Below are 25,764 nucleotides of genomic sequence, written 5' to 3' on the forward strand. Positions count from 1 at the left end.
GGCGTCCTGGCCGCCGAAGGACGAAGCTGTCAGGGTGAGCCAATCCCCGATCGCAGCTTCGACGTCATCTCGCGATCCGGACGGCACCTCGTTGACCGGCAGGGGCGCAGCGGTGCTCGCCGGTGTCGGCATCATTCTCGTCGCGGCCAACCTACGTCCGGCGGTGGTGGCCGTGGCACCGCTTGTCGACGAGATCAAGGCGTCGACGGGCTGGAACAGCTCGGTCACCGGCCTGCTCACCACGCTGCCGGTGCTCGTCTTCGGTCTCACGGCGCCGGCGGCGCCGCGCTGCGCCGCCCGGTTCGGCATGGAACGCACGGTGTTCGGTGCACTCGCGGTCCTCATCGCCGGGATCGTGCTGCGCCTGGTGCCCGAAGCCGCCGGGCTCTTCGCGGGTTCGGTGCTCGTCGGTGCAGGCATCGGAATCTGCAACGTGGTGCTGCCCTCACTCATCAAGCGCGATTTCGCCCACCGGTCCGGGTTGATGACGGGTCTGTACTCGGCGACGCTGTCCGCCGGCGCCGCGGTCGCCTCCGGTTCGGTCGTGCCCATCAACGATGCGATCGGGGGAAACTGGCGGGTGACCCTGGCTCTGTGGATGATTCCCGCGCTCGCAGCGACGCTGGTGTGGGTGCCGCAGCTGCGGCGGATGCATCGCGCCGAACTCACGAAGTCGCGAGAACCTCTGTGGCGCAATCGAATGGCCTGGGCCATCACGATCTTCATGGCCGCCCAGTCGATGATCTTCTACGCGTTCGCCGCCTGGCTGCCGGAATTCCTGATCGACCGCGGCATGACGCCGGCGCACGCCGGCGCGGTCCTCGCGCTGAGCCAGCTCGCAGGGATGGCGGCGTCGTTGATCGCACCGATCATCGCTGTTCGTTTTCGCGATCAGCGAATCTTCACCGCCATCACCATGATTGGGTGCGCAATCGGGTTCGTCGGGTTGCTGACCACCGAGCGGTGGCCGACGTTGTGGGCAATGTGCGTGATGACCGGTCCTGGCGCGGGCATCGGACTTGCCCTGCTGTTCATGGTGTTACGCAGTACCTCGACCGCCCAGACCGGCCAGGTCTCCGGGATGGCGCAGTGCGCCGGCTACCTCCTGGCCGCGCTGGGACCGGTCGGTGTCGGTGTCCTCCACGACGTGACCGGCTCGTGGACCCTCGCGATGTCGGCGCTCGGACTCGTGCTGATTCCGCAGGTTCTGTCAACCTGGTTGGCCGCCCGCGACGACACGATGACTCCCGCCCGCGTGTTCTGAGCGGCATCCCGGACCGGTCTCAGTCCAGTCCGCCGGTCACCCGTCGCAGGAACCGTCTGGTCCGGTCGTGCTGCGGATCGGTCAAAATTTGCTTGGCCGCGCCGGTTTCGACAATCCGGCCGCCATCGAGGAAACACACCACGTCGCCCACTTCACGGGCGAACGCCATCTCGTGAGTGGCCATCACGATGGTGCGGCCAGACGCCGCCAACTCACCGACGAGAGACAGCACCTCGCCGACCAGTTCGGGGTCCAGTGCGCTGGTGATCTCGTCGAGCAGCAACAGTCGGGGCTCGTACGCCAGCGCGCGGGCGATCGCCACACGTTGCTGTTGTCCGCCCGACAGCTTGTCCGGGTAGGCATCCGACTTATCGGATAGGCCGACACGCTCCAACAACTCGCGTCCGCGATCTTCGGCGTCGCGACGATTCGATCCGTGCACCACCCGTGGCGCCAGCGCGATGTTGGCCAGCGCAGTCATGTGGGGGAACAGGTTGTATGACTGGAACACCATGCCCATCGCCCGGCGTGCCTCGTCGGCGTCGATCCGCGGGTCGCTGATGTCGCGCCCGTCGAGCAGGACCTGGCCGTCATCGATGTCCTCGAGCAGATCGATGCACCGCAGCAGTGTCGACTTTCCCGAACCCGATGCCCCGATCAGCACCACGACTTCGTGCTCGGAGACATCGAGATCGACGCCGTCGAGCACGGACCGGCCGTGGTAGGTCTTGACCAATCCCCGCACCGACAGCATCGGCGCCGCGGCCGTCACATCGCGCCCTGGCGGATGGCCGCTCGCCTCGATGCCCAATCAGCCAGGCGTGCCGACGGCACCGCCAGTGCCACGAACAACAGACCGGCGACGACGTACGGGGTGAAGTTGTAGGTCGTGGCCGACTGGATCTGGGCGGCCCGCACCGCATCGACCGCGCCGAGCACCGAGATCAGCCCACAGTCCTTCTGCAACGCCACGAAGTCGTTGAGTAGCGCCGGTGTCACCCGCCGCGTCGCCTGCGGCAGCACCACCAGGCGCATCGTCCGCCGATAGTTGAGGCCCAGCGACTTCGCCGCGGCCAACTGCGACGGATGGATCGACTCGATGCCCGCACGGAACACCTCGGCCACATAGGCGGAGTAGATCAACACCAGCGCAAGTCCACCGAGGACCACCGGGTTCGTCGGCAGTCCCGTCAGCCGCAGTCCCGGCAGCCCGAACCCGACGAGGTAGAGACATATCAGCAGGGGAAGGCCGCGGAACAGGTCGACGTACCCGATTGCCAACGCGCGCACCGGAAACCACACCGGGCCGCGCAACGTCCGCACCGCGGCCAGCCCCAGCCCGAACACGAGGATCAACGACTGGCACACCACGAGCACCCGGACGTTGAGCCACAACCCCGCCAACAGCGCAGGCAGGCTCTCCCAACCGACGCGCAGATTGAAGAACGAGTCGCGAACCCGTGGCCAGCCCGGCGCGGACGTCACCGCGAACAGCAGCACCGCGGCGAAGATCACGGTCGACAGAAGTGCGATCAGCGTGGAGCGCCGGGCCCTGGACTGCCGGTAGGCAACCCGGTCGAAGGCGACCGTGGTCACGAAAGGAGCGGCGCGCTGCCTGCGCCGGCCAGCCACGTCTTCTGCAATTTGAAGAGCTCGCTGTCGTTGCCGAGCTCGTCGACGGCCTTGGACACACACGCCGTGAGGGGGCTGCCCTTGTCCAGGACGATGCCGAACTGCTCGGCCTTCTCGGTGCCGGTGGGCAGCTGGCCGACGATCACTGCGTCCGTCAGTTCGGCCTGTACCGCGAAGGCCGTCGGTAGATCCACTACCAACCCGTCGATCTGGCCGTTGGACAACGCGGCCTTCGCATCGTCGTTGTTGTTGAAGACGGCAACGCCGGGGTCGACGGCCTTGGCGGCGTCATAGCTGGTGGTGCCCACCTGGGCGCCGAGCTTGAGACCCTTGAGCCCCGCGAGATCCTTCGCCTGCGCGGCAGGCGAGGACTTCACCGTGACGACCGCCTGCGTCACGTCGAAATACGGCGACGAGAAGTCGACGGCCTGCTTACGCTCATCGGTGATGGAGAACTCATTGAGGTTGGCGTCGAACGGCTTTGGACCCGGGGCAATCGCGGCGTTGAACGGCACTCGCACCCACTTCACGTCGCTCTTGCCGTAACCGAGCTTGTCCGCGACCGCGTAGGCGACGGCCGATTCGAACCCCTTGCCGTTGGCCGGGTCGTCGTCGATGAACCACGGCGGGTAGGCCGGCTGATCGGTGCCGAACGTGATCACCCCCTTGGCCAGCGTGGTCAGCGAGTCCTTCGAACACTTCCCGGGCGCCGGGGGAGCCGAGGATTTGTCGTCGGCCGGAGCACACGCCGTCGCGGCCAGCAGACCGCCGACGACCAGTGCGGATACAAGACTCGAGATGCTGCGCATGGGCCGCATCATCGCGCACCCGGCGGGCATGCGCCAATATTCGGATCAGCCTGCTTCGTCGGAGCCGACGGAGCTGTTCGGTTCTCGCGCAGTGTGTCGTGCCGCGTCAAATCGCACGCTGACACGCTGAAACCCTTTGACGCGTTCGGCTTTGGCCTTCCGCGTGTATGTCTTCCGGTCGGCTGACGTCAGGTCGACGGCATCGGTGAACGGGGTGAGCAGCGCCCGTGGATAGAGGCGGTCGACGCGCACCACGTTCACCTCAGCGCTCATCACCAGGCTGACCGAGATCAGATAAAGGAACGCCAGCAGCCCCAGAACCAGCGCGAAGACCCCGTTGGTGGCGCTGGTGGTCTTGATCGTGTGGGCGACGAAGGTCGCCCCGAACCATTGCAGCAGCTGCCAGATCACGGCGGCGGCCAAGGCGCCGGGCAGCACCTGCCGGTAGGTGACGGGCCGCGCGGTGGTCACCCGGAAGGCCACCAGGCAGATGGCGGCGTTGATCGCCACGGCGGCCACCGCGAGGCCGGCCTTGCCGAACCAACCCAGTGTCTCGGTGGCCCGGCCGACGGCAGAGAGCGCCGTCGCCGTGATCGCCGCGGAGCCCAGAATGATCAGCAGCGCCAGGCTGCGCACCCTGGATCGGATCGGGTCGGGTCGGTTGTTGCGGGGTACCGCCCACACCGAGTCCATCGCGTTCTGCACGGCCTGCCCGACACCCAGCCCGCCGTAAAGGGCTCCGCCGATGCCGACGGCCACGGCGACGGCGCCGCCGCTGAGCCCCTCGGGCTGCTGGAGCTGGCTCCCGATCACCGGGAACTGGCCCAGTGTGGACTGCACCACCTGCTCCTGCAGCTCCGGGTGACCGGCGAGCATCACCCCGAGGACCGTGGTCATCAACAACAGCAGCGGAAACAGCGAGACGAACGCGTAGTAGGTGATCAGGGCGGCCAGATAGCCACCCTGATCGTCGACGTACTTGTACAGGACCGCGATGGCGAAACCCACGCTCCGGTGGCGCTGCTGCAGTCTGTCGAGCCAGCCCACCATGTACGGACTCCCTCAGAATGCGGACTCCCGCTGATGCGCTGGGCAATACCCTCTACCGGGCGATATCAACCGTCTCGCGGACGAACGCGCGTTCACGCCAGCCGATCAGGGCCGCCAGATCAGCCCGCCAACTGCGCCGCGAGCGCCGTGCCGAGCCGGTGCCCGGACAACCAGGCGGACTCGATGCGTGGCGCCCCGGACGGGCACCACGAGTCGCCACAGAGCCCGAGCGGGCGACTGCCCCACGATGTGAGGCCATAGGCGTTGTCCCCATGAGTGCCTGCCGGTTTCGCAAAGGTCCAGCGGTGCGCGTGTGTCCACTCGGGATCGGGCGCGACGCCCAGCAGGCGCTGCAATGCGTCGAGGACGTGCGGCACTGCATCACCCGGTGTCTCAAGATGGGCACTGGCTCGCCGCGCCGTCGTATGGGCGACGAGCACGGCCGCGCCGTCACCGCGCCGCGACCCGTCGTCGGCGACGATCGTGAGGTCGGCGTCGTCGTTGACGAACGCCGCGTCCGCAATCGTCCAGCACCGCTGCGGCCAAGCCGCCGCCACCGCGATCACCGGTTCGTACTCGACCCAGTCAGCCGCCCCGGGGGCCAGTCGGGCAGCTTGTGAATCGGGCATCGCCAGCACGACCGCGTCGTGGTCCAACTCGTCGAGGGCGCCGACCGCATCACCGGACCGGATGTCGTCGGGCAGCGCCGCACGCACGAGCGAACGCAGGCCGTCGCGGGCTGCGTATCGCATCGGCCCCGAAGCCCGGCTGCGGCCATCGGCGGAGAACACGTCGAGCGTGTCGGTCCACTCACGGACCAGGCCCCGATTAGCCCAGCCGTCGACGAGCGCGGCGAACTCGGGTTCCTTGGCGGTGAAGTACGCCGCACCGATGTCGACCCTGCGGCCGTGCAGCGTTGGTGATGCCATCCGCCCGCCGGCAGCCCTGCCCCGCTCGATCACGTCGACCGCGATTCCATGCCCGCGCAGCACGTTCGCGCACGACGCGCCTGAGATCCCGGCACCGATGACTGCGACGCGCAGCGGCATGCGACCAACCTAGCGCGGACCGGCCACCAGATTCGGCGGGCGGCCGCCATCGGCGTGGACGTGGATCTGGTCCAGAGCGATGGCCCAGGCCCGCTCCCACGCGCCGTCGGTGCTGCCCGCCACATGCGGAGTCAGCAGCAGGCCGGGTGCGGACCACAATGGGTGACCGGCCGGCAATGGCTCGGGTTCTGTGACGTCGAGCGCGGCGCGGAGCCGGCCCGCAGTGAGTTCCGCGAGGAGTGCGTCGGTGTCGACAGTCCCCCCCCGGCCTGCGTTGACGACCACCGTTCCGTCGCGCAGCTTCGCCAGGAATTCCGCGTCGATGAGGTGGCGCGTCGATGCGTCGTCGGGCAGCATCGCGACCACCGCATCGGCGGTCGGCAGGAGTCCGTCGATGTCGCCCAGGGCGAGTACCCCCGCCCTGGCCCGCCGACCGACCAGCTTCACTTCAGTCTCGAACGGCGCGAGCCGGGATGCGAGATTGACTGCCAGGTCACCGGCGCCGAGCACGACCACCCGCTTGCCGATCAACGTCTCGGCGTTTTTCGGCCGCCACACCCCTTGCGACTGCTGATGATTGAACAGCGCCAGGTCGCGGTAGACGGCGAGCAGCACGGCCACCACCCATTCGGCCGACGAACCGCCGTGCGCGCCACGCCCGTTGGACAACATGGCGCCCGCGGGCAGGTGCGGCAGCCACTGGTCGTAGCCCGCGTTGAGGGTCTGGATCAAGCGTAGTTCGGGCAGTTCGGCGAACCGGGCTCCGACGGCCGCCGCCTTCTCGTAGCCGACCACGACGACGCTCGTGTCCAAGTGTTTGGCCGGCCACGGCGCACCCGCCTCGTAGCGGACCGGTTCCAGCCTCGGTGACGCGCCGAGCACCTCCATGCCGAGATCCTGGGGGACAAGGACTTTCAGGCGCGCTGCGCCGTCCTGGCCGGTCACCAACGCCCTCGGTGCACGACTTCTGGAAAGGGCCTGCGATTGGGTTTGAGAATGGGCTTCAGGGGACGGTCGGCCGGATATCCGATGCCGAGAAGGTACGACACGATGTGATCGTCGGGTACGCCGAGGATGGCGCGCGCTTTATCCTGATCGCCGACCGATGAGTGGCCGGTGCCGATGCCGAGGTCGGTTGCCGCGATCATCATCGCCAGTGTGGCCTGCCCGAGGTCGTAGAGGTCGTTGAGCTTGGTTCGTTCGTTCGGCGGCTCCGGCATCACCAATGCGATCGCCGCGGGTGCCGACGCGATGTGACCGGCACCCTGCCACACCGTCGAGAGTTCCTCGAGCTGTTGGCGATCGGTGACGATCACGAAGTCCCAATGCTGATTGTTCTTGGCGGACGGCGCTCGCCAGCCGGCCTCGGCGATGCGGTCCAGATCGCTGTCTGGAATGGGGTCCGGCAGGTAACTGCGTACGTTGCGTCGGGCGCGAATCGCATCCCAGGCTTCCATCTCGTCCTCCGTTTCGTGCGCACTCATCCGTAGCGACAAACCACGCCTGCGGACCGAATATTTCGTTCCCGGAGAAGGCCGGAGCGGCCGCCATACCATCGTGTCGTGGCCACGCTGGCGATTCTCGACACCTTGCCGTTGGCTGAGGAAATCCTGGAGTCACATCGGCACCGTGCTCGCGGGGACGACGCCGGCTACGACGCTTACAAGGCGCACGTGTACCGCGTGGTGAACTTCGCCCGCGCGCTCACACCAGACGCGCCCGACCGCGACGACAAGCTCGCGATTGCGGCGGCGTTTCACGACCTCGCCGCGTTCGACACCCTCGACTACCTCGTCCCGTCGATCGAGGCGCAGGATGCATGGCTCCGGCAGACCGGACGCGAAGCATGGTCCGACGAGCTGGCACTCATCGTCGCCCAGCATCATCGGCTCTCCGGCTACGGCCCAACTCGCCCCTACGCACCGCTGGTGGAGGCCTTCCGCCGCGCGGACCTCATCGATGTCAGCCAGGGCCTGATCCGGTTCGGCATCCCGAGTTCTGACGTCAAGGAAGTGCGCGCCGCGTTCGACGCGGGTGTCTTTTTCAAGAGGGTGATTCCGCTTGGGACGCTGCGGGCGATCCGCAAGCTCCAGCAGCCCGGGTTTATCCGACCCGCCAGCGCACTGATGCGATCGGGCCACGGCGCCTGATTCAAAGACGACACCCGCTACTGCGGTTAGGGACCGTCGTCGTCTTCGTCGGCGCCGCCCTCGTCGTTGTCGGGTATGAGGTAGCGCTGGGGGTGGTGGTAGTTGTTGATCCGGGTTTGTCCGGTGTCCAGTTGTGGGGGTGGGAGCCATTCGGTGCGGCCGTCGTTGCGTTTGCGGGTGTTCCAGCCGCCGGGTTTGACGCGGCGGTTGTCCGGGCCGCAGGCCAGGGTGAGGTCGGTGATGTTGGTTTGGCCGCCCTGGCCCCAGTCGGCGGTGGCGTGGTGGACCTGGGAGTGGTAGGCGGGGGCGGTGCAGCCGGGGAAGGTGCAGCCGCGGTCCTTGCTGTAGAGCACGATCCGTTGAGCCTTCGACGCCAGGCGCCGGGCCCGGCCCAGATACAGCGGCTCTTCGGTGTGGTGGTCGAACACCGCCAGATAGTGGTGGGCGGCGCCGGCTTGGCGGATCACCTCCGACATCGGCAGCAGGCTGCCCCCGCCGGTCACCGCGTGCCCGGCCGCTGATTGCAGCTCTTGGAGGGTGGTGGAGATGACCAGGGTGACCGGCAGCCCGTGGTGGCTGCCCAGCTGCCGCGAGGCCAGCAGCGCCCGGCCCATCGCGGTCAGCGCGTCGTGGTTGCGTTGGCCTTGGGTGCGGGTGTCGCCCTGGGTGGCCTCGATTGAGGGGGCCCCGTCCACACACGGGGTGTCGTCGTCGGGGTTGCACATGCCGGGGGCGCCCAGTTTGGCGATCACCGCATCCAGCACCGCGCGGCCCTGCGGGTCCAGGCGGCCGCGGACCTCGCTCATCCCGTCGGGCTGCTGCGGGCCCAGGTGCAGGTAGCGGCGCCGGGCCCGGTCGGCGTCGGACAGTGTGCCGTCCTGATCCAGCAGTGCCGCCAGCCGGTCGGCGGCCGCGCGGAGTTCGTCGGGGTTGACCTCGGCGGCGATGTCGGCCAGCTGCGCTTCGGCCAGGCCCCGGGTTTCGGGGTCGACGAAGGACGGCAGCGTGGTGAAGAACTTGCGAATCTTTTTGACGTGTTCGGCGCCGATGCGGCCCTGCTGCTGGGCGGCGGCCGTGGCCGGCAGCACCGGAGCCAACACCTCACCGGTCAGGGTGTGCCGCGGCGCCAGATCCCGGGCCAGCCGGACCCGACCGGCGGCCTCGTCCTTGGTGATCCGCAACAACGTGGCCAGCGCGGCCGCGGGCGTCGGCGCCCCCAACTCGGCGACCGGGGCCGCGGCCAGCGCCGCCACCAGCCGATGCCCCAGGGCGGCTTGGCGGCGGACCAGGGTCTCCCACTGATACGTCAGGGCCAGCTGATCGGCGGTGCTGAGCATCTCCAGCGGCTCGGCCAACAACGCATCCAGCTCGGCGCTCATCGCCGCGATCCGCTTGGCCACCACCCCCAACCCCATACTTCGAACACTAGTGCGACCCACCGACAAGTTCAGTCCACGCGTTGACTCGTCAAAGATGCGCGCGAAAGGATGATTCGTTGCCTCACTGAAAATGCGCGCGTACGCCCAGTGGATGGGGTTGCGTGCTGCATCCTCAGCGAGGATTCTTCTCGCCGGCCTCGACGGCAACGGGCAGTTTGTTCTCGGGCGGCGCCACCGGGCACGTCGCGAAGTCGGTGAACGAGCACGGCAGGTTCGATGCCCGGTTGAAGTCGAGTGTCACCGACCCGTCGGCGTCCGGCGCGGCGACCGAAAGCGACCGGCATCCCGGGTAGGTCGTCACGCCGCTCGTGGCGTCGGTGAACAGCACGTGCAGCCCATCGCTCTTGCCCGCGAAAGCGATGAGCCGCAGCGGCGCGCCCTCGAAAGCGAAGTCGATGACGCCGACGGCCGTGTGGTGGTGCTCGAGTCCTTCGACCACGGCACCCGTTGTGACCGTGGTCGGTTGCTCGTACGGCGTGTACGTGCCTGCGACGCTGAACCGTTCGCTCGGTGCGTAGGCCGGAATGCCGCGGTATGCCTGTAGGTGTGGGGATTTTGGATCATGCACGCGCAACGCGACCGACCCGGTTCGTCGAATCACCTCGATGCGGCGATCGCCATCCTCGACAAGCAATCCCGGTGCGCCTTCGACCGGTTCGAGCCGGTCGGTTCCGTCGATGCCCTCGACGTACGCCGCGTCGGCGTCCGCACGCCAGCGACCAGGAAGGTCGGCGACAGCTTCGAATTCGCCGGTGAGCCAGTACAAGCCAGTGAGGCTCACCCAACCGAGTGGATCACCGAAATAGCGCTCACGTTCGTTGTGCCACTGGTTCCAAGCGTCCTCGAACGTTCCTGCGGCGGTATCCACTGTGCTGGTCATGATGCACGTCCTCCTTGCTGATCGTCGGTCACACGGGTCTGTCTCCGCGTCAATGGTTCTCGAAGTCCGAGGTGGCCACGGAGGGTCGTCGATGTGTATCCGGTTCGATAGGAACCGCGCTCCTGCAGTTCGGGTACAAGCCAGTCGACGATCTCGTCGAGTCCGCCGGGCACGATGTAGGGCGAGATGTTGAACCCGTCAGTCGCGCCGGCGCGGACCCACCGGGTCAGCTCATCGGCGACCTGGCCCGGTGTACCCACGAATCCGGACCGCTCCGATGTCTCGATGGCGACCTCGCGCAGCGACAGGTTTTTGGCCTCTGCCAACGCGCGCCACTCCCTGGCCAAGGCAATCGGGTCCTTACCGTCCCTGGCCGCACCGCGCGTCACCGAGATGGGTGCGGGCACCGGATCGTCGGCCGGCAATGGTCCGTCAGGATCGAGATCGGAAAGGTCACGCCCCCAGACCAATCCGACGAGGGACAGCGCAGTCTGCCCGGTGTACTGGCCCTCGAGCACCCAGCGCCGCTTCTCCTCGACCTCAGACGCTTTCTCCGCCAACACGATCTGCGTGCTCGGCAGGATCTTGATGTCGTCGGCCGGACGACCCGCGGCCCGCAGTCGCGCGCGGATGTCGTTGGCGAACGTCAGCGCGTCGTCGAAGTGTGTGCCGTGGCGCGAGAAGATCACATCGGCATGGGCGGCAGCGAAATCGCGGCCCGCCGGCGAGTCTCCGGCTTGGAAGATGACTGGGTGCCCCTGAGGGCTGCGCGGCAGCGTCGCGTCGAGCGAGACGTCCAACTGTGACGTCGAGCGAGTCAGGTGCCGGACGGCGCCGGGCACCGACCACGCGTCGCTTTCGATCGAGGTCGCAAGCGCATCGTCGGCCCAGGAGTCCCAGATCGCGCGGGCCGCGTCGATGAACTGGCCGGCCCGCTCGTACCGCAGTGCGTGGTCAAGGTACCCACCGCGCCGGAAATTCTCACCGGTCCAGGCATTGTCGGTCGTGACCGCATTCCATCCCGCCCGGCCGCCGGACAGGATGTCCAGGCCCGCCAACCGCCTGGCCAGATCCCCGGGTTCGTTGTACGTCGTGTTCTGCGTGGCGACGAGGCCGATACGTTCCGTGATGCCTGCGAGTGCGGACAGTTGCGCGATGGCGTCGGGGCGACCGGCGATGTCCAAATCGAGGATCTTGCCGTTCTGCTCGCGTAGCCGCAGACCCTCGCCGAGGAAGAACGCGTCGAAGAATCCACGCTCGGCTGTGGTGATGATGCGCCGGAACGTCTCGAAGTCGATCTGCGAGCCGCTCGCCGGATCCGACCAGATCGTCGTGTGGTTGACACCCTGAAAGAACACACCGAAGTGCACCTGCGCGTCAGGACGTATTAGTTCGCTCGAACTCATCAGGCCCTCGCATATCGGTTGACGGGCCGGGCGAGGCCGAGATTGCCACGCAACGACGATCCGGGCACGGGGCGGTGCGCGACGTCCGAATGGAACAGGACGGGAAGGACATAGCGTGCGAGCTCACGCAGATCCTCGTCGATCACCGTGGGGAACACTCGCACCCCGTCGGTGTGGAGGGCGAGATCGGTCAGTAGCTCCACGAATCCGCTGGCGCTGCCTGTGTATTCAAGGCGTGGCGTCTCGGGTGCGTGCGCATGCGCGTCGAGGGCGGCCAGCCGGTCCGCGGCGGTGGCGGCCGGCGTGTCGAGCGTGACGCCGACCTCGATGAACGTCAGCCCGCGGCTGCGATCGGCTGCCTCGACCGCCCTGTCTCGGTTCGGATCGGTGATCAGGACGATGTCGACCTGATCGCGATCGGTCTCGGTGCCGAATACGACCACCTGACCCTGCGGCGGCCGAGGCACGATGGCTGGACCCTTGACCGAGACGGACTCACCCTCGAAGTCGATGTAGTGCAGCTTGCCTCGGTCAAGGAAGCGGCCGTTCGCGTAGTCGCGGATGACGGCGTCGTCCTCCCAGGAATCCCACAGCGCACGTGCGACGGTGATGGAGTCCCGTTGCTCCCGGTCGATGTCGGACTGCGCGGTGAGGACGGGTCTTCCCCACGCCGCCGCTGCCGCGTGATCTTCGACGCGCGCGGCGATCCAGCCGGCACGGCCGCGCGAGGAGTAGTCGAGGGTGGCGAGTTGGGACGACGTGTGGAACGGTTCGGCGTACGTGGTTTCGACGACCGGCACCAGACCGATCGTCGAGGTTGTCGCTGCGACGAACGATGCCCGGTTGACGGCGTCGACGCGGGCCCTGATGTCGCCCGTCGGCGGCAGGATCGAATCGTCGAACGTCGCCAACGTGAAGCCGGCGTTCTCCGCGGCCTGGACCCGCCGGGTCAGTATTTGTCCGCTCAGCGACTCGCGCGGTGGGTGGTTCGCCCGGCGCCACGCCGCGGGATGGGTCCCCTCCCCGTCCAACTCGATGCCCAGTGCGAAAACGCTCACTTCAGCACCTCTTTCGGAGACCAGAATAGTTCGAGGCTACGCAGGAACTTCACCTCACGCCCTCGCTGACGAGCCACTTCTCGAACGGATGTGAACCGATTTGTTCCGCGGGCAGCGACGGGTCGTAGAGCTGCGTATATCCGGTCGCGAGATAAAGGGCCACCGCTTCGGGCTGGGACCATCCGGTGGTCAGGTAGACCCGGCTGTACCCACGCTGCCGCGCGATCCGCTCCAGTTCGGCCACGACGAGCTTGCCGTAGCCCCGTTTGCGGTGCGTCGACGCGGTCCAGATGCGTTTGAACTCGGCCGTCTTGGCGTCGTACCGACGAAACGCGCCTCCTGCCACGGGCACTCCTTGCAAGAGCGCCACGACGAGAACACCGTCGGGTGCGTCGAACTCCTCAGCGGGATAGCCCCGCAAATCCTTGTACTCGTCCTTGGTGCGGCCGCCATATCTCGCGTCGTACTCGGCTGCGAGCTCGTCGAGCAGCGGTGATGCGAGCGGGTCGGTCTGGTGGACGGCGATGAAACGCAGCTCACCGACAGCCGCGTCGGTCGTCATGATCAGATGAACCGAGTGGTTCGCGACTTCATTCCTCCGGTCGAAGACCCACTCGGTTGTGACGACCTACGACGCAAGCGGGGACGCCATCGCATCCACCCGCACGGCATGTTCTTCGCTCGCCGCGCCGTAACGACGCGCGAACTGCCAGACCGGCATGTCGCAGAGCTCGGTCCAGCCCGGTGCCCGCGGGATGTCCTGGCGACCGTCGGCCTCCGGGCCGTAGATGACGGCCCAGCCCACCTCCACCTCGGCATCCGAGTAGGCCACCAGCACCGTGTCGCCTGGGGTCATCTGCTCGAGAACGGATGCGACGGTGTCTTCCGGTTCGACGATGACGACGACCGGGTCCAGTCCGCGTTCGGCATCGCGAGCCAGCGCGGCGCGCAACTGCTCCTGCGACTGTCCCGGCGCAAGCAGAGTCTGCAGGAACATGCGGTCGGCGCTGTGGTCGCGGTGGACGGCACCGATCCGGGTACGCACCCACATGCCGTGGACGACGGCCTCGAGATGCTCGATGACAGGCGGCAGTTGGTGGCGATCGACGTGCAGCAATCGGGTCAGGTCACTGCGATAGGACGCCCGTGCCGCGGTCAGGTCACCGCCGCCGCCGGTGCTGCCGCTCGGGATACCGCGGTAGCTCACGGCGGGTTGCCCGTCGGGCTGGTAGCGGTATACGACGTTCTCGACGTTGCTCATTGGTGCACGTTCCTTCCACTGCGATCAAGCAGGTACACATATAACGCCTTGTTTCTTCAAACCGATCCAACGGCCAGGCGCGTTGAGCGGCGTTGCAGCAAAACCGATGACGTCAGCACAACCACACCGGCGGCGGCCAGCACCGCACCCGCCGCGGCCGGCGCGGTGTAGCCGTACCCGGCGGCGATCACCAGGCCGCCGATCCACGCGCCCGACGCGTTGGCGATGTTGAGCGCGGAGTGGTTCAGTGCAGCGGCCAGCGTCTGCGCGTCGGCGGCCACGTCCATCAGGCGGGTCTGCAGTGCGGGCGCGATGGCACCGCCGCTGGCGCCGATGGCGAACAGCAGAAGCATTGCGGTCCACGGATTGTGCGATGCGACGACGAATACGGCGAGCATCACGCCCAGCGTGCCGATGACGGCGTAGAGGCTGCCTACCACGGACTTGTCGGCCATCTTGCCGCCGACCAGATTGCCCACGACCATGCCCGCACCGAAGACCATCAGCGCCACCGGCACCAGCGCCCGCGACAAGCCCGCGACGTCGGTCAGCGTGGTGGCCACGTAGGTGTAGACCGCGAACATGCCGCCGAATCCGACCATGCCGACGATCAGGGCCAGCCACACCTGGGGTCGCTTGAGCGCGCCGAGTTCCGTGAGCGGGCTTGTCGAGTGGGTGGCGCCGATATCGGGCAACCAGAGCCAGATCGCGCTGAGCGTCGTGATCCCGATGACCACGACCAGTGCGAACGCGCTGCGCCAGCCGAGCGCCTGACCCAACCAGGACGCCATCGGGACACCGATCACGGTGGCCACCGTGAGGCCGGTCATCACCTGCGCGACCGCCTTGGCGCGGTTGCCCGGGCCCAGCAGGCGGGCGGCCACCAGGGCGGCGATACCGAAGAACGCACCGTGCGGCACGCCCGCGACGAACCGCGCCACGATCAGTGAGTCGTAGTTGGGCGCGAACACCGTCGCGACGTTGCCCAGCGTGAAGACCGCCATCAGCACCAACAGGATGGCCTTGCGCGGCACCCGCGCGGTGACGGCGGCGAGCACGGGTGCTCCGATGACGACGCCGAGGGCGTACGTGGAGATCACGTGACCGGCGGTCGGCTCGGAGATGTGCAGGCTGGTGGCGATGTCGGGCAGCAGGCCCATCGCGACGAACTCATTGGTCCCGATACCGAATCCGCCGAGGGCGAGAGCGAGGATCGCCAGCTTGAGTACGGCGGGCTGCGGTGCCACAAGTGCCGACGGCACCGAGGGACGGGCAGCAGTGGAGGTCACAGTAAGTCAGCTTTCGGTCTGCGGAAGTATGGGACGGTGACCGGCCGTTCGTGGTTCGTGGTCGGCACCCGCCGCATTGCAGAGCGCCCCGTCGGACTCGAGAGTAGACACAGTTCGGCTCTCGATCCAACTTACTTAAGTTTTTCTACGGTCAAAGTGATGCGCCTTACATCCCTTGCTGTTCGCCGCAAACGCTTGTATCAATGTAAAGGTGCCGGTTATCAGGGGTCCGAAGTCTTCGCCGGCGTCTGCCGGTGAACTCTTCACGCTGATCCGGGACGGCGTCGCGACGACGCGCTCTGAACTCCGGCAGCTCACCGGCCTGTCACGCACGGCAGTGGCCGCCAGGGTGTCGGCCCTCTCGGACCGGGGGCTCGTGGTCGAGCGCGAGGACGGACTGTCCACCGGCGGTCGCCCACCGACCCAGCTGATGTTCAACGCCGACGCGGGGGTCGTGCTGTCCGCCGCGATCGGGCGCAGTCGGACGCGGCTGGCCGTCTGCGATCTCGCGGGCGGACTGTTGGCCATCAGCGACCTCGACCAGGAAGTCGGCATCGGACCCACCGACCTGATGCCTGATGTGGTGAAGAGGCTCGAGGTGTTGCTGGAGGAAACAGGCCGCGGCGTTGACGCTGTGCTCGGCGTCGGACTCAGTTTGCCGGGCACCGTCGACCAGCAACGGGGGTGCAGCCTGGACTCGCCCGTCATGAGCGGCTGGGATGGCGTGCCGCTGGAGCCCTACCTTCGCGATCTGACCGCTGCCCCGATTCTGGTCGACAACGACGTGAACGTGAGCGCGTTGGCCGAACGCCGCGGAGAACGACGCAACGTCGACGATCTGCTGCTTCTCAAGCTGTCCACCGGCCTTGGGGCCGGGATCATCTCCGGCGGAGTGCTTCAGCGTGGTGCGATCGGGGCCGCGGGCGAATTCGGGCACAACAAGACGCCGGCGGCGGCCGGACTGCCCTGTCGATGTGGGGATACGGGCTGCCTGGAGGCCGTCGCGGGCGGCTGGGCTCTGGTGCGGGCACTGCAACAACAAGGCCATGCCGTCGGCCATATCCGCGACGTCGTCGACCTCGCCAACCGCGGCGAGCCCGAGGCGCGCCGGCTGATTCGCGAAAGCGGCCGACATGTCGGAGAGGTCATCTCCGGAGCAGTGAACCTGCTCAACCCGGCGATGGTCGTCATCGACGGCAGCATGTCCGGCGCCTACGACATCCTGGTCGCCGGTTTTCGAGAAGCCTTGTACGGCAACGCGATCGCGCTTTCCACCCGGGTGTTGCAGGTGGTGCCGACCACCTGGGGAGACCGCTCCGGGGTGGTCGGTGGCGCCGCACTGATCCTCGATAGGATTCTGAGCCCGGGCGCCATCGACGAATCGATGATGTCCAAACGTTGATCGCCAGGGCCCGACAAGTGCGACGCTTGAGGAAACGGCTGCGCGCCGTCTTCACCTGGTGAAGAATCCTGGGTCGGTGGCGAGTCGCCGTCTGATCGGCAAGAGGAAGGAACACACGACATGAGTCTGTACGCAGTAGTTGATCCGGCGACCGGCGACGTGGTGAAGGAGTATCCGACCGCGACCGACGATCAGATCGAGGCGGCGCTGGCATCGGCGGCCAAGGCATACGGCCAGTGGTCGAAGTCGACGACCGTGGCCCAGCGCGCCGATCTGATCCGTAAGGTCGCCGCCCTGCACAACGAGCGCAAAGAAGAGCTGGCCAAAATCATCCAGCGTGAGATGGGCAAGCCGCTGGATCAGTCGGAGGGCGAGGTCGAGTTCAGCGCGGCGATCTATGAGTTCTACGCCGACAATGCCGAGAAGTTCCTGGCCGACGAGCCGATCGATCTGCTCGACGGAGAGGGCAGCGCGGTAATCCGTCGCAGCCCGGTCGGGGTGCTGTTGGGCATCATGCCGTGGAACTACCCGTACTACCAGGTGGCGAGGTTCGCCGGACCGAACTTGGTGCTCGGCAACACCATCGTGCTCAAGCATGCGCCGCAGTGCCCCGAGTCGGCGGCCGCACTTCAGAAGATCTTCGACGACGCCGGCTATCCAGAGGGCGCATACGTCAACGTGTACGCCTCCAACGAGCAGATCGCCGACGTGATCGCCGATCCCCGCGTGCAGGGCGTCTCGCTGACCGGTTCCGAGCGCGCGGGTGCTGCGGTGGCCGAGATCGCCGGCCGCAACCTGAAGAAGGTGGTGCTCGAACTCGGCGGCTCCGATCCGTTCGTCCTGCTGTCGACTGATGATCTGGACGCCACGGTCAGTGCCGCGATCGACGGTCGATTCGAGAACACCGGCCAGGCGTGTAACGCGGCCAAGCGGTTCATCGTCGCCGACAGCATCTACGACGAGTTCCTGGCCAAGTTCACCGCCAAGGTCAAGGAGAAGGCCGACGGGCTGGCGCCGCTGTCGTCGGTGGCGGCCGCCGAGAAGCTGGCCGAACAGGTCGATCGCGCCGTCGCCGACGGTGCGACGCTGGTGTCCGAGGGTGAGCGCAAGGGTGCGTTCTTCCCGCCCGGTGTGCTGACCGGTGTTTCGCCGGACTCGCCGTCCTACAAGGAGGAGCTGTTCGGGCCGGTGGCCACCGTCTACCGGGTGAGCTCCGAGGACGAGGCGGTCGAGATGGCCAACGACACCCCGTTCGGACTGGGGTCCTACGTGTTCACCTCCGATGCCGAACAGGCCAAGCGGGTCGCCGACAAGATCGATGCCGGCATGGTGTTCGTCAACGCCGTCGGCGCCGAGGGGGCCGAGCTGCCGTTCGGCGGGGTCAAGCGCTCCGGCTTCGGCCGCGAGCTCGGCCGCTTCGGCATCGACGAGTTCGTCAACAAGAAGCTCATTCGCATCGTCTGAGCCGTCGCCGACGGGTTGGAGAGCTGACGCGCCGCTAGCATCGCGGATATCGAAGAGGCTGTCAGGGTTGCGCGTCTACTCGAGGCCCAGCGCAACGCGGAGCTACTGTTCGACGAGGTCAGCGATCGCGGACTGGTTCGCGCCGGAGTCTCTGATCGTTTGCTGTCCAACGAGATTCGAGACATCGCCGCCGAGATGTTCGGTGTCACCCGGCACTGGCACAAGCGCATCGTCCGGTCCGGCGAAAACACGTTGGTGACCGCCCGCGGGAATCCGCCGGACCGGGTGATCACCGACGACGACATCGTCTTCTTGGACTTCGGGCCGATATTCGAGGAATGGGAGGCCGACCTCGGGCGCACCTACGTGTCGGGCAGCGAGCCGACGAAGCTGGCACTCCAGGCCGACCTGCCCAAGATCTGGCAGGCCGGGCGCACACACTTCGACCAAACCCCTGACATCACCGGCGAGCAGTTGTTCGACCACATCGTGGGCCTGAGTCGCGATGCCGGGTGGGAGTTCGGCGGGGTGATCGCAGGTCATCTCGTCGGCGAGTTCCCGCACGAGAACATCGGTGGGGATGAGATCGAGTTCTACATCGCTCCTGGCTCGAACCATCCGATGCGTCGAAAAGACCCCTCCGGCAACATCTGTCACGATACTGGAGGTTCACCTGGTCGATCCTGACCGCCGCTACGGGGGTTTCCACTAGGAGCTGCTCGACCTGGCGTGAAGCTCTCCTCGGCTCACAACTTTTCAAAGTCCGAATAGGGTTCTACTGCCGGACAATCGACCTCGATCCGACCGTCCGTCAAATTCAAGCAGGGGGAGGCCGATCGTGATCGAGGATGAGACCGTCGACGCTGCGCTTCGATGGGCGGGAACTCTCGGGGTGCCGTGTACCTGGCCCGCCACACATTCATCAGACTGACCGCCTCGTCCAGCGGTCGGTCCCAGTGACCCATGACGAAGCCGTCCGGCCTTCCATCGCGGTCACGCGAACGCCACCCGCTGATCCAACGTCCATCTTCGCGCCTGCGGCGGCATTCGGGGACGTAGCGAAAGCCGACACGCTTTGTGACGGCGGAACTGCCGTCGTCGAAGGTCTCCACAGATTCGGCAAGCGTGAATTCGGCGATCCCGCGCCACTGTTCGCGATGCGGTTTGCGCAGTCGATCGTTGATCTCGAACCCGGCGGTCGAAAGCCGTAGCCACCAGTCCCGGCGCGCACCCCGTCTCATCACGACGGCGAGCTTGAGCACACCCCGCAAGGACATCCAGGTCCCCATGATCCCGATGGGGATGGGATAGACCCCGAGAGCCCAACACCCCACGGCGCCCCACGCTTTCAAGCCCAGCAGCACGAGCAACAGGCTGCCGGCGGCGGCCACGACGAGCCAGCACATGGCACCAAACCCGTTGTCCGGCCGGCGGTAGCGCACGACCAGCTCCTGCTCGGACTGCGCGTGGGGCACGGACCCGAGGTGGGACATCGCATTAAACTCGACAGCCGTCATGTCGGCTCCGTGCAGACTTCTTCGGCGACCACCCCATCCATGACGCCCATCACCAACGCCTCATGCTGCGGACAGACGTGGTGAATCGCCGTGATCAACACCAGCGCCCCGTCGATCTCATCAAGCCCCCTGTTGTCCAGGCCGGCCATCCCGTCGACGATGCCGCCCGGGGTGGGATGGGCGTCGATCGCACTGCACAGCTGTGCGGCAGAGGACTCGATCGCCGGCATCGGTGTCGACGGGTCGGCGTGCGTCACCGCCGAAGTGGCCAACAGCGCGCAAGTCACGACCACCGCGGCCCTGAAGATCGTATTCCATCTCATCACAATCCCTTTCGTTTTAGACGAGCGCGCCGGGCGTCGTCCCGCTCTCCGTGCCCGTCATCTCAGCCGCCACCGCAGCCGCCGCCGCAACCACCGCCGCCGCAACCGCCGCCGGCGCAACCACCGCCGCCGCCGCAGCCGCCGCCACCGTCTCCACTCGTGTAATAAATGCCGACAGCGCTTGCCGTTGTCGCCGCCCAGATCCTCCGGCGCTCCCGCCCGCGGGCGAGGTTCGGGATCGTGCGTTGGTATCCGTCTTCAAGGTTCTGCCGACGCTTCGAGAACACCAGGACGCCGGCCAGCACGAACAAGAGGAAGGCGCCTGTTGCGATGACCGTGATGATCATGAGCTGCCTCCTTCTTCCGTCGTCTGCTGATGATGGCTCGACCGACTCGGCAAGGGAAGAGAAATCATGCCCCGGCGCGGTTTTCCTTGCACGATCCACAGATTCACGGAGAGACCGGCGCGGGATCCAGCCTCAGCCGTGCAGCCTCCGGTAGGCACTGACGGCACCGGCATGCAGCGGTAGGAGACCGGTCTGAATCATCGACGGGGCAGCGAGGTACTGCAGTCCCCGGACGTAGGGCGGCACCAGTTGCGCCGCGTCCGTGGCGAGTACGTCCACCACCGCGGCGACGAGGTGGGGCTCGATGCCTTGGCGGCACAACAGCAGATCGGGCACTCCGATAGACCGGATACCGGGCGGCACATAATCGCCGCTCGGCACACGGCGGACGACGTATGGGTATCCGGCGAGGCGGCTCATCGGCGCGGCCAGCGGGCCGATGTCGAGCATCCGCAGGCGCAGTTCGGCATTCAGCTCGGCGACCGCAGGAGTCGGCACTCCGCCCGACCAGACCAGCGCATCCACGCCGCCGTCCGCGAGCCGGGCCAGTCCATCCCTCAGGCGAAACCTCAGCATCTCTACTCGCCCGCCGAGACCGGCCGCTTCGAACAGCACCTCGCTGGTCGCCGCGGCACCAGAGCCGGGCGGTCCGATGGAGACCCGCATCCCCGCAAGATCGGGAAGCCGTTGTGCCGCAGCGGATTCGCGCAGGATTACCTGTAGGTAATTCTCGTAGACCCTGGCCACCGCCTGTGGTGGTGATCCCGCTGGCCCGGTGGCGCGATCCCGTTCGGCCACATCAGCCAGTGCCAGGCCCATGTCGGCGTCTCCCGAACGCAGGCGGGCCAGGTTTTCGACGCTGCCCTCGGTGGGCAGGACCTCGACCGTCACATCTGGATAGCGGTTCTGAACCCGCTTCGCGAGGATCTCGGCGAACGCCAGATACAGCCCACCGGGATCGCCCGCGGCCAGGCGAAGGCGACCGCCGGGCTCGTTGCGGACGCAACCGGTGGCCGCCACCGCCACGGCCGCGAACATGAATGCGCGACGGCTCAATCGGGCCTTCGGGGAACTCAGCATGACGGCCCGCTCGCCACCGGCAGGCGGTAGCGGACCAGCAGTCCGCCCTCGGGCGCACTCTGCACCTCGATCGCTCCGCCGTGACCCGCGGCGATCTCGGCTGCGATCGCCAGGCCCAGACCGGTGCCCGCGCTGTCGTCCCGTCCGCGCCAGAAACGAGCCGCCGCTTTGGCGAGGTCGTCGTCAGGCAGCCCGGATCCGTTGTCGCTCACGACCAGTGCGACGGTGTCGGCGGCCTCCTCGGTCGACACCGTGACCGTGGTGTCGGGCCCGGCGTAACGCAGCGCGTTGTCCAGCGCGACATCGAGCAACTGCTCCACGTCATGGCGAGCGAGCTGCACTGAAAGGTCGGAATGGTTTGTGCGGCAACGTAGTTCCTGATGCCGGCGGTCGGCGACAGGCTGCCAGAAGGCGAGGCGTTCCCCGATCACGTCATCGAGGTCGGTCGACTCCGCCACCGCGGTGGTCAGACCCACCTGGCGGCTGCCGCTGACCTGCTCTGCGCGGGCGAGACGAAGCAACTGCTGCAGAAGGTTCTCGAAGCGGTCCAGTTCCGCGGTCATCGAGCCGTATGTCGGCCTGCCCGCCTCCACCACGTAGTCCTCCAGGGTGTCCGCCCGTAACCGGACCGCAGTGAGTGGATTGCGCAATTGATGCGAGGCATCGGCAACGAGGCGCCGTTGCCGTTCGAGAGACGCCCGCACCACCTGTGCCATCGTGTTGAACGCGGAGGTGAAGTGGCGCAGTTCCGGCGGCCCGGCCACATTGGCCGGTGGGCCGGCGATTCCTTCGGTCATCTCGGCAACCGCGCGCTCCAACCCGTCCATCGGCCGCAGCACCCACCGGGTGAGCGCCCGAGCGACCGCCACCGCAAGGACGAGCAGGGCGATACAGCCGACCGCAACCCATATCCAGCCGATCGCGATATCGCGCGCCGCGACCGTAGTGTCCACCGCCAGGACGGCGGCGCCGACCAGTTCTCCCTCACTTCGCACACCTGTGGCCGCGAGCAGCCGGTCTCGGTCCCACGGCAGGATTCGTGTCCACTGCGACGCGGGTGCGTCGACGAGAGCGTGGCCGGTCGCCATCGCGACGCCGGGCTCAGAGATGCCCAGTTCGCGTGCGGCCAGCGTTCTACCGTCGGAATCGATGATCAGCAGACCTTCCCCGTACACATCGTGATACCGGTCGACCAGACTCTGCAGCGGGCTTCCGGGCATCGCGGCCGCGTCGGCGAGCGCGGACAGCTGCCGGTCCCGCTCCGCGGCGAGTGCAGCGGTCCGGCGGTCGGCCAGACTCAACGCCAACGGGACTGCCAGCGCCACCACCGCCATCAGCAAGAGGACGACAAGGACGGCGCGAACCCGCAGACCCATGTCAGGTGTCCAGCCGAAAACCGAATCCACGCACGGTCTGCAGCGGAAGACCGGCGAGCTTGGCCCGGATCTGTCCGATGAAGAAGTCCAAGGACCTGGATCGGCCGACAACCGCGGTGCCCCACACGTCGAGCATCAGCTCTTCTCGACTGACCGCCTCCCCCTGACGGGCGGCCAGCGTCGCGAGGATCTGAAACTCGGTCTTGGTGAGCGCCTGTGTACTTCCCGACAGGGTGACCTCGTGGCGCTCGGTGTCGATCGTGACGGGACCCGCGAGGACCGGTCCGGGATGTGAAGTGGCATCGCCTGTGGCTCGGCGCAACCGTCGCATGACCGCGTCAACACGAGCCAGTAGCACCGCTTTACGGACCGGTTTGACCAGATAGTCGTCGGCGCCCGCGCGTAGACCGAGCACCACGGCGCCGTCGCTGTCCCTGGCGGTCATGATGATGACGGGCACCGCTGATGCGCGCCGGAGCGTGCGGAGCACGTCCAGGCCATCCATATCGGGCAGGCCCAAGTCGAGCAACACCAGATCGCAACCCTTGACACGATGAAGTGCGTCGGCGCCACGGCTCGTTCGGACGACGGACGCGCCGGCGTGGCCGAGAAGCTCGACCAGCGCCGACGCGACCCCCTCGTCATCCTCGACAAGCAGCACCCGCATGCCGCTGATGCTATGAACCCTTCGCCGAAACTGTCGCGGTATCGGCGAGCTGGTGTCCGGCGGCACGCAGTTCGCTCGTCTCCAGCTCCAGCTCCAGATACGAGCGGCGCGACGATTCGCCCATGAACACGTAGACCAGCAACGAGATGAGTGCGCACCCGGCGACGTAGTAGAAGAACCAGGTTTCGCGGCCGATGTTCTTCAAACCCAGCGCGACATACTCGGTGGTGCCGCCGAAGATCGCGACGGTGAGCGCATACGGCAACCCGACGCCGAGCGCCCGGATGCGGGCGGGGAAGAGTTCCGCTTTCACCACGGCGTTGATCGACGTGTAACCGGACACGATGATCAACCCCAGCATCATCAGACCGAACGCCGGCAACGCGGAGCCGGTGTGGGATACCGCGGTGAGCAGTGGGACGCTGCACAGCGTCGCACCGATCCCGAAGGCGATCAGCAGCGGCCGCCGACCGATCCGGTCTGACAGTGCCCCGAACGCCGGTTGAAGGCAGACGAAAAGGGCAAGGGCAATGAAGTTGATCCACGTCACCTGCTCCTTCGGCAGGCCTGCAGTGTTGATCATGAACTTTTGCATGTACGTGGTGAACGTGTAGAACGCGATGGTCCCGCCCAGCGTGAGTCCTACGACGGTCAGGCATTCCCGCGGATAGGACAGCAGGATTCGCAGGCTTCCCCGCTCGGAACTCGCGTTGTCCTCTCGGACAGCGAGTTTGAAGTTCTCCGACTCGTCCATCGTGCGCCGCAGCCACATGACCGCCACGGCGGCTGCCGCTCCGATGACGAACGCGACGCGCCAGCCCCAGGAATGCATCTGCTCCGCGGTGAGCACCTGCTGCAGGACGATCTGCACGCCCAGCGCCAACAGTTGGCCGCTGGTCAGCGTTACATACTGGAACGAGGAGTAGAAGCCGCGCCGGTGCGGGGTGGCCACCTCGCTCAAATATGTTGCCGAGGTGCCGTATTCGCCTCCCAGCGACAACCCCTGCAGGAGCCGCAGTGCCACCAAAAGGATGGGCGCCAGTGCGCCGATCTGGGCGTAACCCGGCAGGACGGCGATACCGAGGGAACCGATGCCCATCAATGTCACCGACAGGGTCAGTGCCGAGCGGCGGCCGAACCGGTCGGCATACCGACCGAACACCCAGCCGCCGAGCGGCCGCACCAGGAATCCAACCGCAAAGATGCCGGCCGTGTTCAAGAGTTGGGCGGTCTGATTTCCCGATGGGAAGAAGACGCTGGCGAAGTAGATGCTGAAAGCGGCGTAGGCGTACCAGTCATACCACTCGATCAAGTTGCCGAGTGATCCGCGAATAACATTGCCTGCCACCGATCTGGCCGGCGGCGTTTCGGTAACTGCCTGCTGTTCTGACGTCATGACGCGAAGCCCCCTGTATCAGTAGGTTTCGGATCATGATGTGAGGCCGCCCACAACGAGTGAAAGGCAAAGGTCCGTGCCGCCGCCTTTCCTTGCAGAATTCACAGATTGGTGACGTGGTGACGTGGTGAAGCCGGGATGCCGTCAGCGCCGCCGGCGTGCCCGGTATCGGCGGACGATGACCAGAGTGGTTGCAGCCAGCACTGCGATGAGCAGTCCGTTGCGCAGCGCCGTGTTGTCGTTGAGGCGCTGCGCTTGCTCCTGCACCGCGGCTTTGATGCGAGTGGGTACGTCGAGTTTGGCACGCAAGGCGTCGACGGTCTCCGCCAACTCTTCCCGCTGTTGATCCAGGCTGGGCGGCGGCGAGTCGGCTGTCGCGCCATCCGGCGGAGTCACGGCGGCCGGGTCGGTGTCGCTCATGCGTGTTGCCCCTTCATCGCCGCGACGTCATGGCGGACGTTCTCAGCAGTGTGCTCGGGGAGAGGTGGCACGGCGCGCTTGGCCCTGGCGGTGCCGACGGCTGTGAGTGCGGCGCCGACGACGACGACCACGGCGCCGACGATCAGCGCGGCCAGCCATGGGGCCATTGCCGTCGCGAGGCCGAGAACGGCGGCCGCGATCAAGGCGGCCAGGCCGTACAACACAAGCAGGGCGCCGGTGCCGGAGATACCGGCACCGATGCCCAGTCGCGTACTTTTCGTCTTCACTTCGTTGAGCGCGTCGGTGATCTCCGTGCGCACCAGCGTCGACACCTGCGTCTGCAGGCGTTCGATCAGCTGCACCGTGGACAGGTCGTCGACGGCACCGCCAGCTGGGGCTTTAGCGGGGCTTGGATGGTTCATCGCTTCTCCTGGCAATCCACCGGCCGTCGGCAATGCGCCGGTACGACGGCGTGTACCCGGGAC

27 protein-coding genes and 1 pseudogene are annotated in these 25,764 nt (G+C 66.9%); 5 read left to right on the forward strand and 23 right to left on the reverse strand.

Annotated elements, in window-relative coordinates; translation table 11 throughout:
• Positions 1–34 precede the first annotated feature (34 nt).
• Positions 35–1,264 (forward strand): CynX/NimT family MFS transporter, encoded by a 1,230-nt coding sequence (locus tag ACVWWN_RS05350; RefSeq protein ID WP_457142972.1) that lies wholly within the window; start codon positions 35–37, stop codon positions 1,262–1,264.
• Between the two features lie 19 nt (positions 1,265–1,283).
• Here the strand turns inward: ACVWWN_RS05350 and ACVWWN_RS05355 are convergent, their stop codons facing one another.
• From ACVWWN_RS05355 to ACVWWN_RS05385, 7 genes are all read right to left on the reverse strand, one after another.
• Entirely contained in the window at positions 1,284–2,018 is a 735-nt protein-coding gene (locus ACVWWN_RS05355) for an amino acid ABC transporter ATP-binding protein (RefSeq protein ID WP_457149002.1), read from the reverse strand.
• Positions 2,019–2,032: 14 nt separating this feature from the next.
• Positions 2,033–2,860, reverse strand: a complete 828-nt coding sequence (locus tag ACVWWN_RS05360) for an amino acid ABC transporter permease (protein WP_457142973.1) — start codon at positions 2,858–2,860, stop codon at positions 2,033–2,035.
• A complete protein-coding gene (locus ACVWWN_RS05365; RefSeq protein WP_457142974.1) occupies positions 2,857–3,705 on the reverse strand; it encodes an ABC transporter substrate-binding protein in 849 nt (282 codons plus the stop codon). The genes ACVWWN_RS05360 and ACVWWN_RS05365 overlap by 4 nt, the downstream gene beginning before the upstream one ends.
• Before the next feature lie 45 nt (positions 3,706–3,750).
• Positions 3,751–4,755, reverse strand: coding sequence for a YihY/virulence factor BrkB family protein (locus tag ACVWWN_RS05370; protein ID WP_457142975.1), 1,005 nt, complete (start codon positions 4,753–4,755; stop codon positions 3,751–3,753).
• Between the two features lie 119 nt (positions 4,756–4,874).
• Positions 4,875–5,804 (reverse strand): NAD(P)/FAD-dependent oxidoreductase, encoded by a 930-nt coding sequence (locus ACVWWN_RS05375; RefSeq protein ID WP_457142976.1) that lies wholly within the window; start codon positions 5,802–5,804, stop codon positions 4,875–4,877.
• 9 nt (positions 5,805–5,813) lie between these two features.
• The gene (locus ACVWWN_RS05380; RefSeq protein ID WP_457142977.1) at positions 5,814–6,749 is read right to left on the reverse strand and encodes an NAD(P)-dependent oxidoreductase; all 936 of its coding nucleotides are present in this window, start codon (positions 6,747–6,749) and stop codon (positions 5,814–5,816) included.
• Complete coding sequence (locus tag ACVWWN_RS05385) at positions 6,746–7,261, reverse strand: nitroreductase family protein (RefSeq protein ID WP_457149003.1); 516 nt, start codon at positions 7,259–7,261, stop codon at positions 6,746–6,748. The genes ACVWWN_RS05380 and ACVWWN_RS05385 overlap by 4 nt, the downstream gene beginning before the upstream one ends.
• A gap of 105 nt (positions 7,262–7,366) precedes the next feature.
• On the opposite strand from ACVWWN_RS05385, the gene ACVWWN_RS05390 reads away from it, so the two are divergent.
• Positions 7,367–7,954, forward strand: a complete 588-nt coding sequence (locus ACVWWN_RS05390) for an HD domain-containing protein (RefSeq protein WP_457142978.1) — start codon at positions 7,367–7,369, stop codon at positions 7,952–7,954.
• Between the two features lie 26 nt (positions 7,955–7,980).
• Here the strand turns inward: ACVWWN_RS05390 and ACVWWN_RS05395 are convergent, their stop codons facing one another.
• The 7 genes from ACVWWN_RS05395 to ACVWWN_RS05425 form a co-directional block, all read right to left on the reverse strand.
• Positions 7,981–9,369 (reverse strand): HNH endonuclease signature motif containing protein, encoded by a 1,389-nt coding sequence (locus ACVWWN_RS05395; protein WP_457142979.1) that lies wholly within the window; start codon positions 9,367–9,369, stop codon positions 7,981–7,983.
• Between the two features lie 136 nt (positions 9,370–9,505).
• Positions 9,506–10,273, reverse strand: coding sequence for a DUF1684 domain-containing protein (locus tag ACVWWN_RS05400; RefSeq protein WP_457142980.1), 768 nt, complete (start codon positions 10,271–10,273; stop codon positions 9,506–9,508).
• The gene (locus ACVWWN_RS05405) at positions 10,270–11,679 is read right to left on the reverse strand and encodes an NtaA/DmoA family FMN-dependent monooxygenase (protein WP_457142981.1); all 1,410 of its coding nucleotides are present in this window, start codon (positions 11,677–11,679) and stop codon (positions 10,270–10,272) included. Before ACVWWN_RS05405 ends, ACVWWN_RS05400 begins: the two co-directional genes overlap by 4 nt.
• Positions 11,679–12,737, reverse strand: coding sequence for an LLM class flavin-dependent oxidoreductase (locus ACVWWN_RS05410; RefSeq protein ID WP_457142982.1), 1,059 nt, complete (start codon positions 12,735–12,737; stop codon positions 11,679–11,681). The genes ACVWWN_RS05405 and ACVWWN_RS05410 overlap by 1 nt, the downstream gene beginning before the upstream one ends.
• A gap of 49 nt (positions 12,738–12,786) precedes the next feature.
• A complete protein-coding gene (locus ACVWWN_RS05415; RefSeq protein ID WP_457142983.1) occupies positions 12,787–13,299 on the reverse strand; it encodes a GNAT family N-acetyltransferase in 513 nt (170 codons plus the stop codon).
• A 66-nt stretch (positions 13,300–13,365) separates the two neighbouring features.
• Entirely contained in the window at positions 13,366–13,998 is a 633-nt protein-coding gene (locus ACVWWN_RS05420; protein WP_457142984.1) for a hypothetical protein, read from the reverse strand.
• 56 nt (positions 13,999–14,054) lie between these two features.
• Positions 14,055–15,287, reverse strand: coding sequence for an MFS transporter (locus ACVWWN_RS05425; protein WP_457142985.1), 1,233 nt, complete (start codon positions 15,285–15,287; stop codon positions 14,055–14,057).
• 220 nt (positions 15,288–15,507) lie between these two features.
• Between ACVWWN_RS05425 and ACVWWN_RS05430 the strand changes: the two genes are divergently transcribed.
• The 3 genes and pseudogenes from ACVWWN_RS05430 to ACVWWN_RS05440 all read left to right on the forward strand — a co-directional run bounded on the left by ACVWWN_RS05430 (position 15,508) and on the right by ACVWWN_RS05440 (position 18,865).
• The gene (locus tag ACVWWN_RS05430; protein WP_457149004.1) at positions 15,508–16,689 is read left to right on the forward strand and encodes an ROK family protein; all 1,182 of its coding nucleotides are present in this window, start codon (positions 15,508–15,510) and stop codon (positions 16,687–16,689) included.
• 120 nt (positions 16,690–16,809) lie between these two features.
• The gene (locus ACVWWN_RS05435; protein ID WP_457142986.1) at positions 16,810–18,153 is read left to right on the forward strand and encodes an NAD-dependent succinate-semialdehyde dehydrogenase; all 1,344 of its coding nucleotides are present in this window, start codon (positions 16,810–16,812) and stop codon (positions 18,151–18,153) included.
• A gap of 39 nt (positions 18,154–18,192) precedes the next feature.
• Positions 18,193–18,865: pseudogene (locus tag ACVWWN_RS05440) on the forward strand (M24 family metallopeptidase).
• A 34-nt stretch (positions 18,866–18,899) separates the two neighbouring features.
• Here the strand turns inward: ACVWWN_RS05440 and ACVWWN_RS05445 are convergent.
• The 9 genes from ACVWWN_RS05445 to ACVWWN_RS05485 form a co-directional block, all read right to left on the reverse strand.
• A complete protein-coding gene (locus ACVWWN_RS05445) occupies positions 18,900–19,670 on the reverse strand; it encodes a hypothetical protein (RefSeq protein ID WP_457142987.1) in 771 nt (256 codons plus the stop codon).
• On the reverse strand, positions 19,667–19,993 hold the full coding sequence (locus tag ACVWWN_RS05450; protein ID WP_457142988.1) for a DUF732 domain-containing protein: 327 nt from the start codon (positions 19,991–19,993) through the stop codon (positions 19,667–19,669). The genes ACVWWN_RS05445 and ACVWWN_RS05450 overlap by 4 nt, the downstream gene beginning before the upstream one ends.
• A 62-nt stretch (positions 19,994–20,055) precedes the next feature.
• Positions 20,056–20,340 carry a hypothetical protein gene (locus ACVWWN_RS05455; RefSeq protein WP_457142989.1) on the reverse strand — a complete coding sequence of 95 codons (285 nt, stop codon included), beginning with the start codon at positions 20,338–20,340 and terminating at the stop codon, positions 20,056–20,058.
• 132 nt (positions 20,341–20,472) lie between these two features.
• Positions 20,473–21,420: a TAXI family TRAP transporter solute-binding subunit gene (locus tag ACVWWN_RS05460; protein WP_457142990.1), complete on the reverse strand. Its 948-nt coding sequence runs from the start codon at positions 21,418–21,420 to the stop codon at positions 20,473–20,475.
• Positions 21,414–22,826, reverse strand: coding sequence for a sensor histidine kinase (locus ACVWWN_RS05465; protein ID WP_457142991.1), 1,413 nt, complete (start codon positions 22,824–22,826; stop codon positions 21,414–21,416). The genes ACVWWN_RS05460 and ACVWWN_RS05465 overlap by 7 nt, the downstream gene beginning before the upstream one ends.
• Positions 22,798–23,463, reverse strand: a complete 666-nt coding sequence (locus ACVWWN_RS05470) for a response regulator transcription factor (protein WP_457142992.1) — start codon at positions 23,461–23,463, stop codon at positions 22,798–22,800. Before ACVWWN_RS05470 ends, ACVWWN_RS05465 begins: the two co-directional genes overlap by 29 nt.
• A 10-nt stretch (positions 23,464–23,473) precedes the next feature.
• The gene (locus tag ACVWWN_RS05475; RefSeq protein WP_457142993.1) at positions 23,474–24,859 is read right to left on the reverse strand and encodes an MFS transporter; all 1,386 of its coding nucleotides are present in this window, start codon (positions 24,857–24,859) and stop codon (positions 23,474–23,476) included.
• 144 nt (positions 24,860–25,003) lie between these two features.
• A complete protein-coding gene (locus ACVWWN_RS05480; RefSeq protein WP_457142994.1) occupies positions 25,004–25,279 on the reverse strand; it encodes a DUF3618 domain-containing protein in 276 nt (91 codons plus the stop codon).
• On the reverse strand, positions 25,276–25,701 hold the full coding sequence (locus ACVWWN_RS05485) for a phage holin family protein (RefSeq protein WP_457142995.1): 426 nt from the start codon (positions 25,699–25,701) through the stop codon (positions 25,276–25,278). The genes ACVWWN_RS05480 and ACVWWN_RS05485 overlap by 4 nt, the downstream gene beginning before the upstream one ends.
• Positions 25,702–25,764 lie beyond the last annotated feature (63 nt).

It is taken from the genome of Mycobacterium sp. URHB0021 (assembly GCF_054057895.1).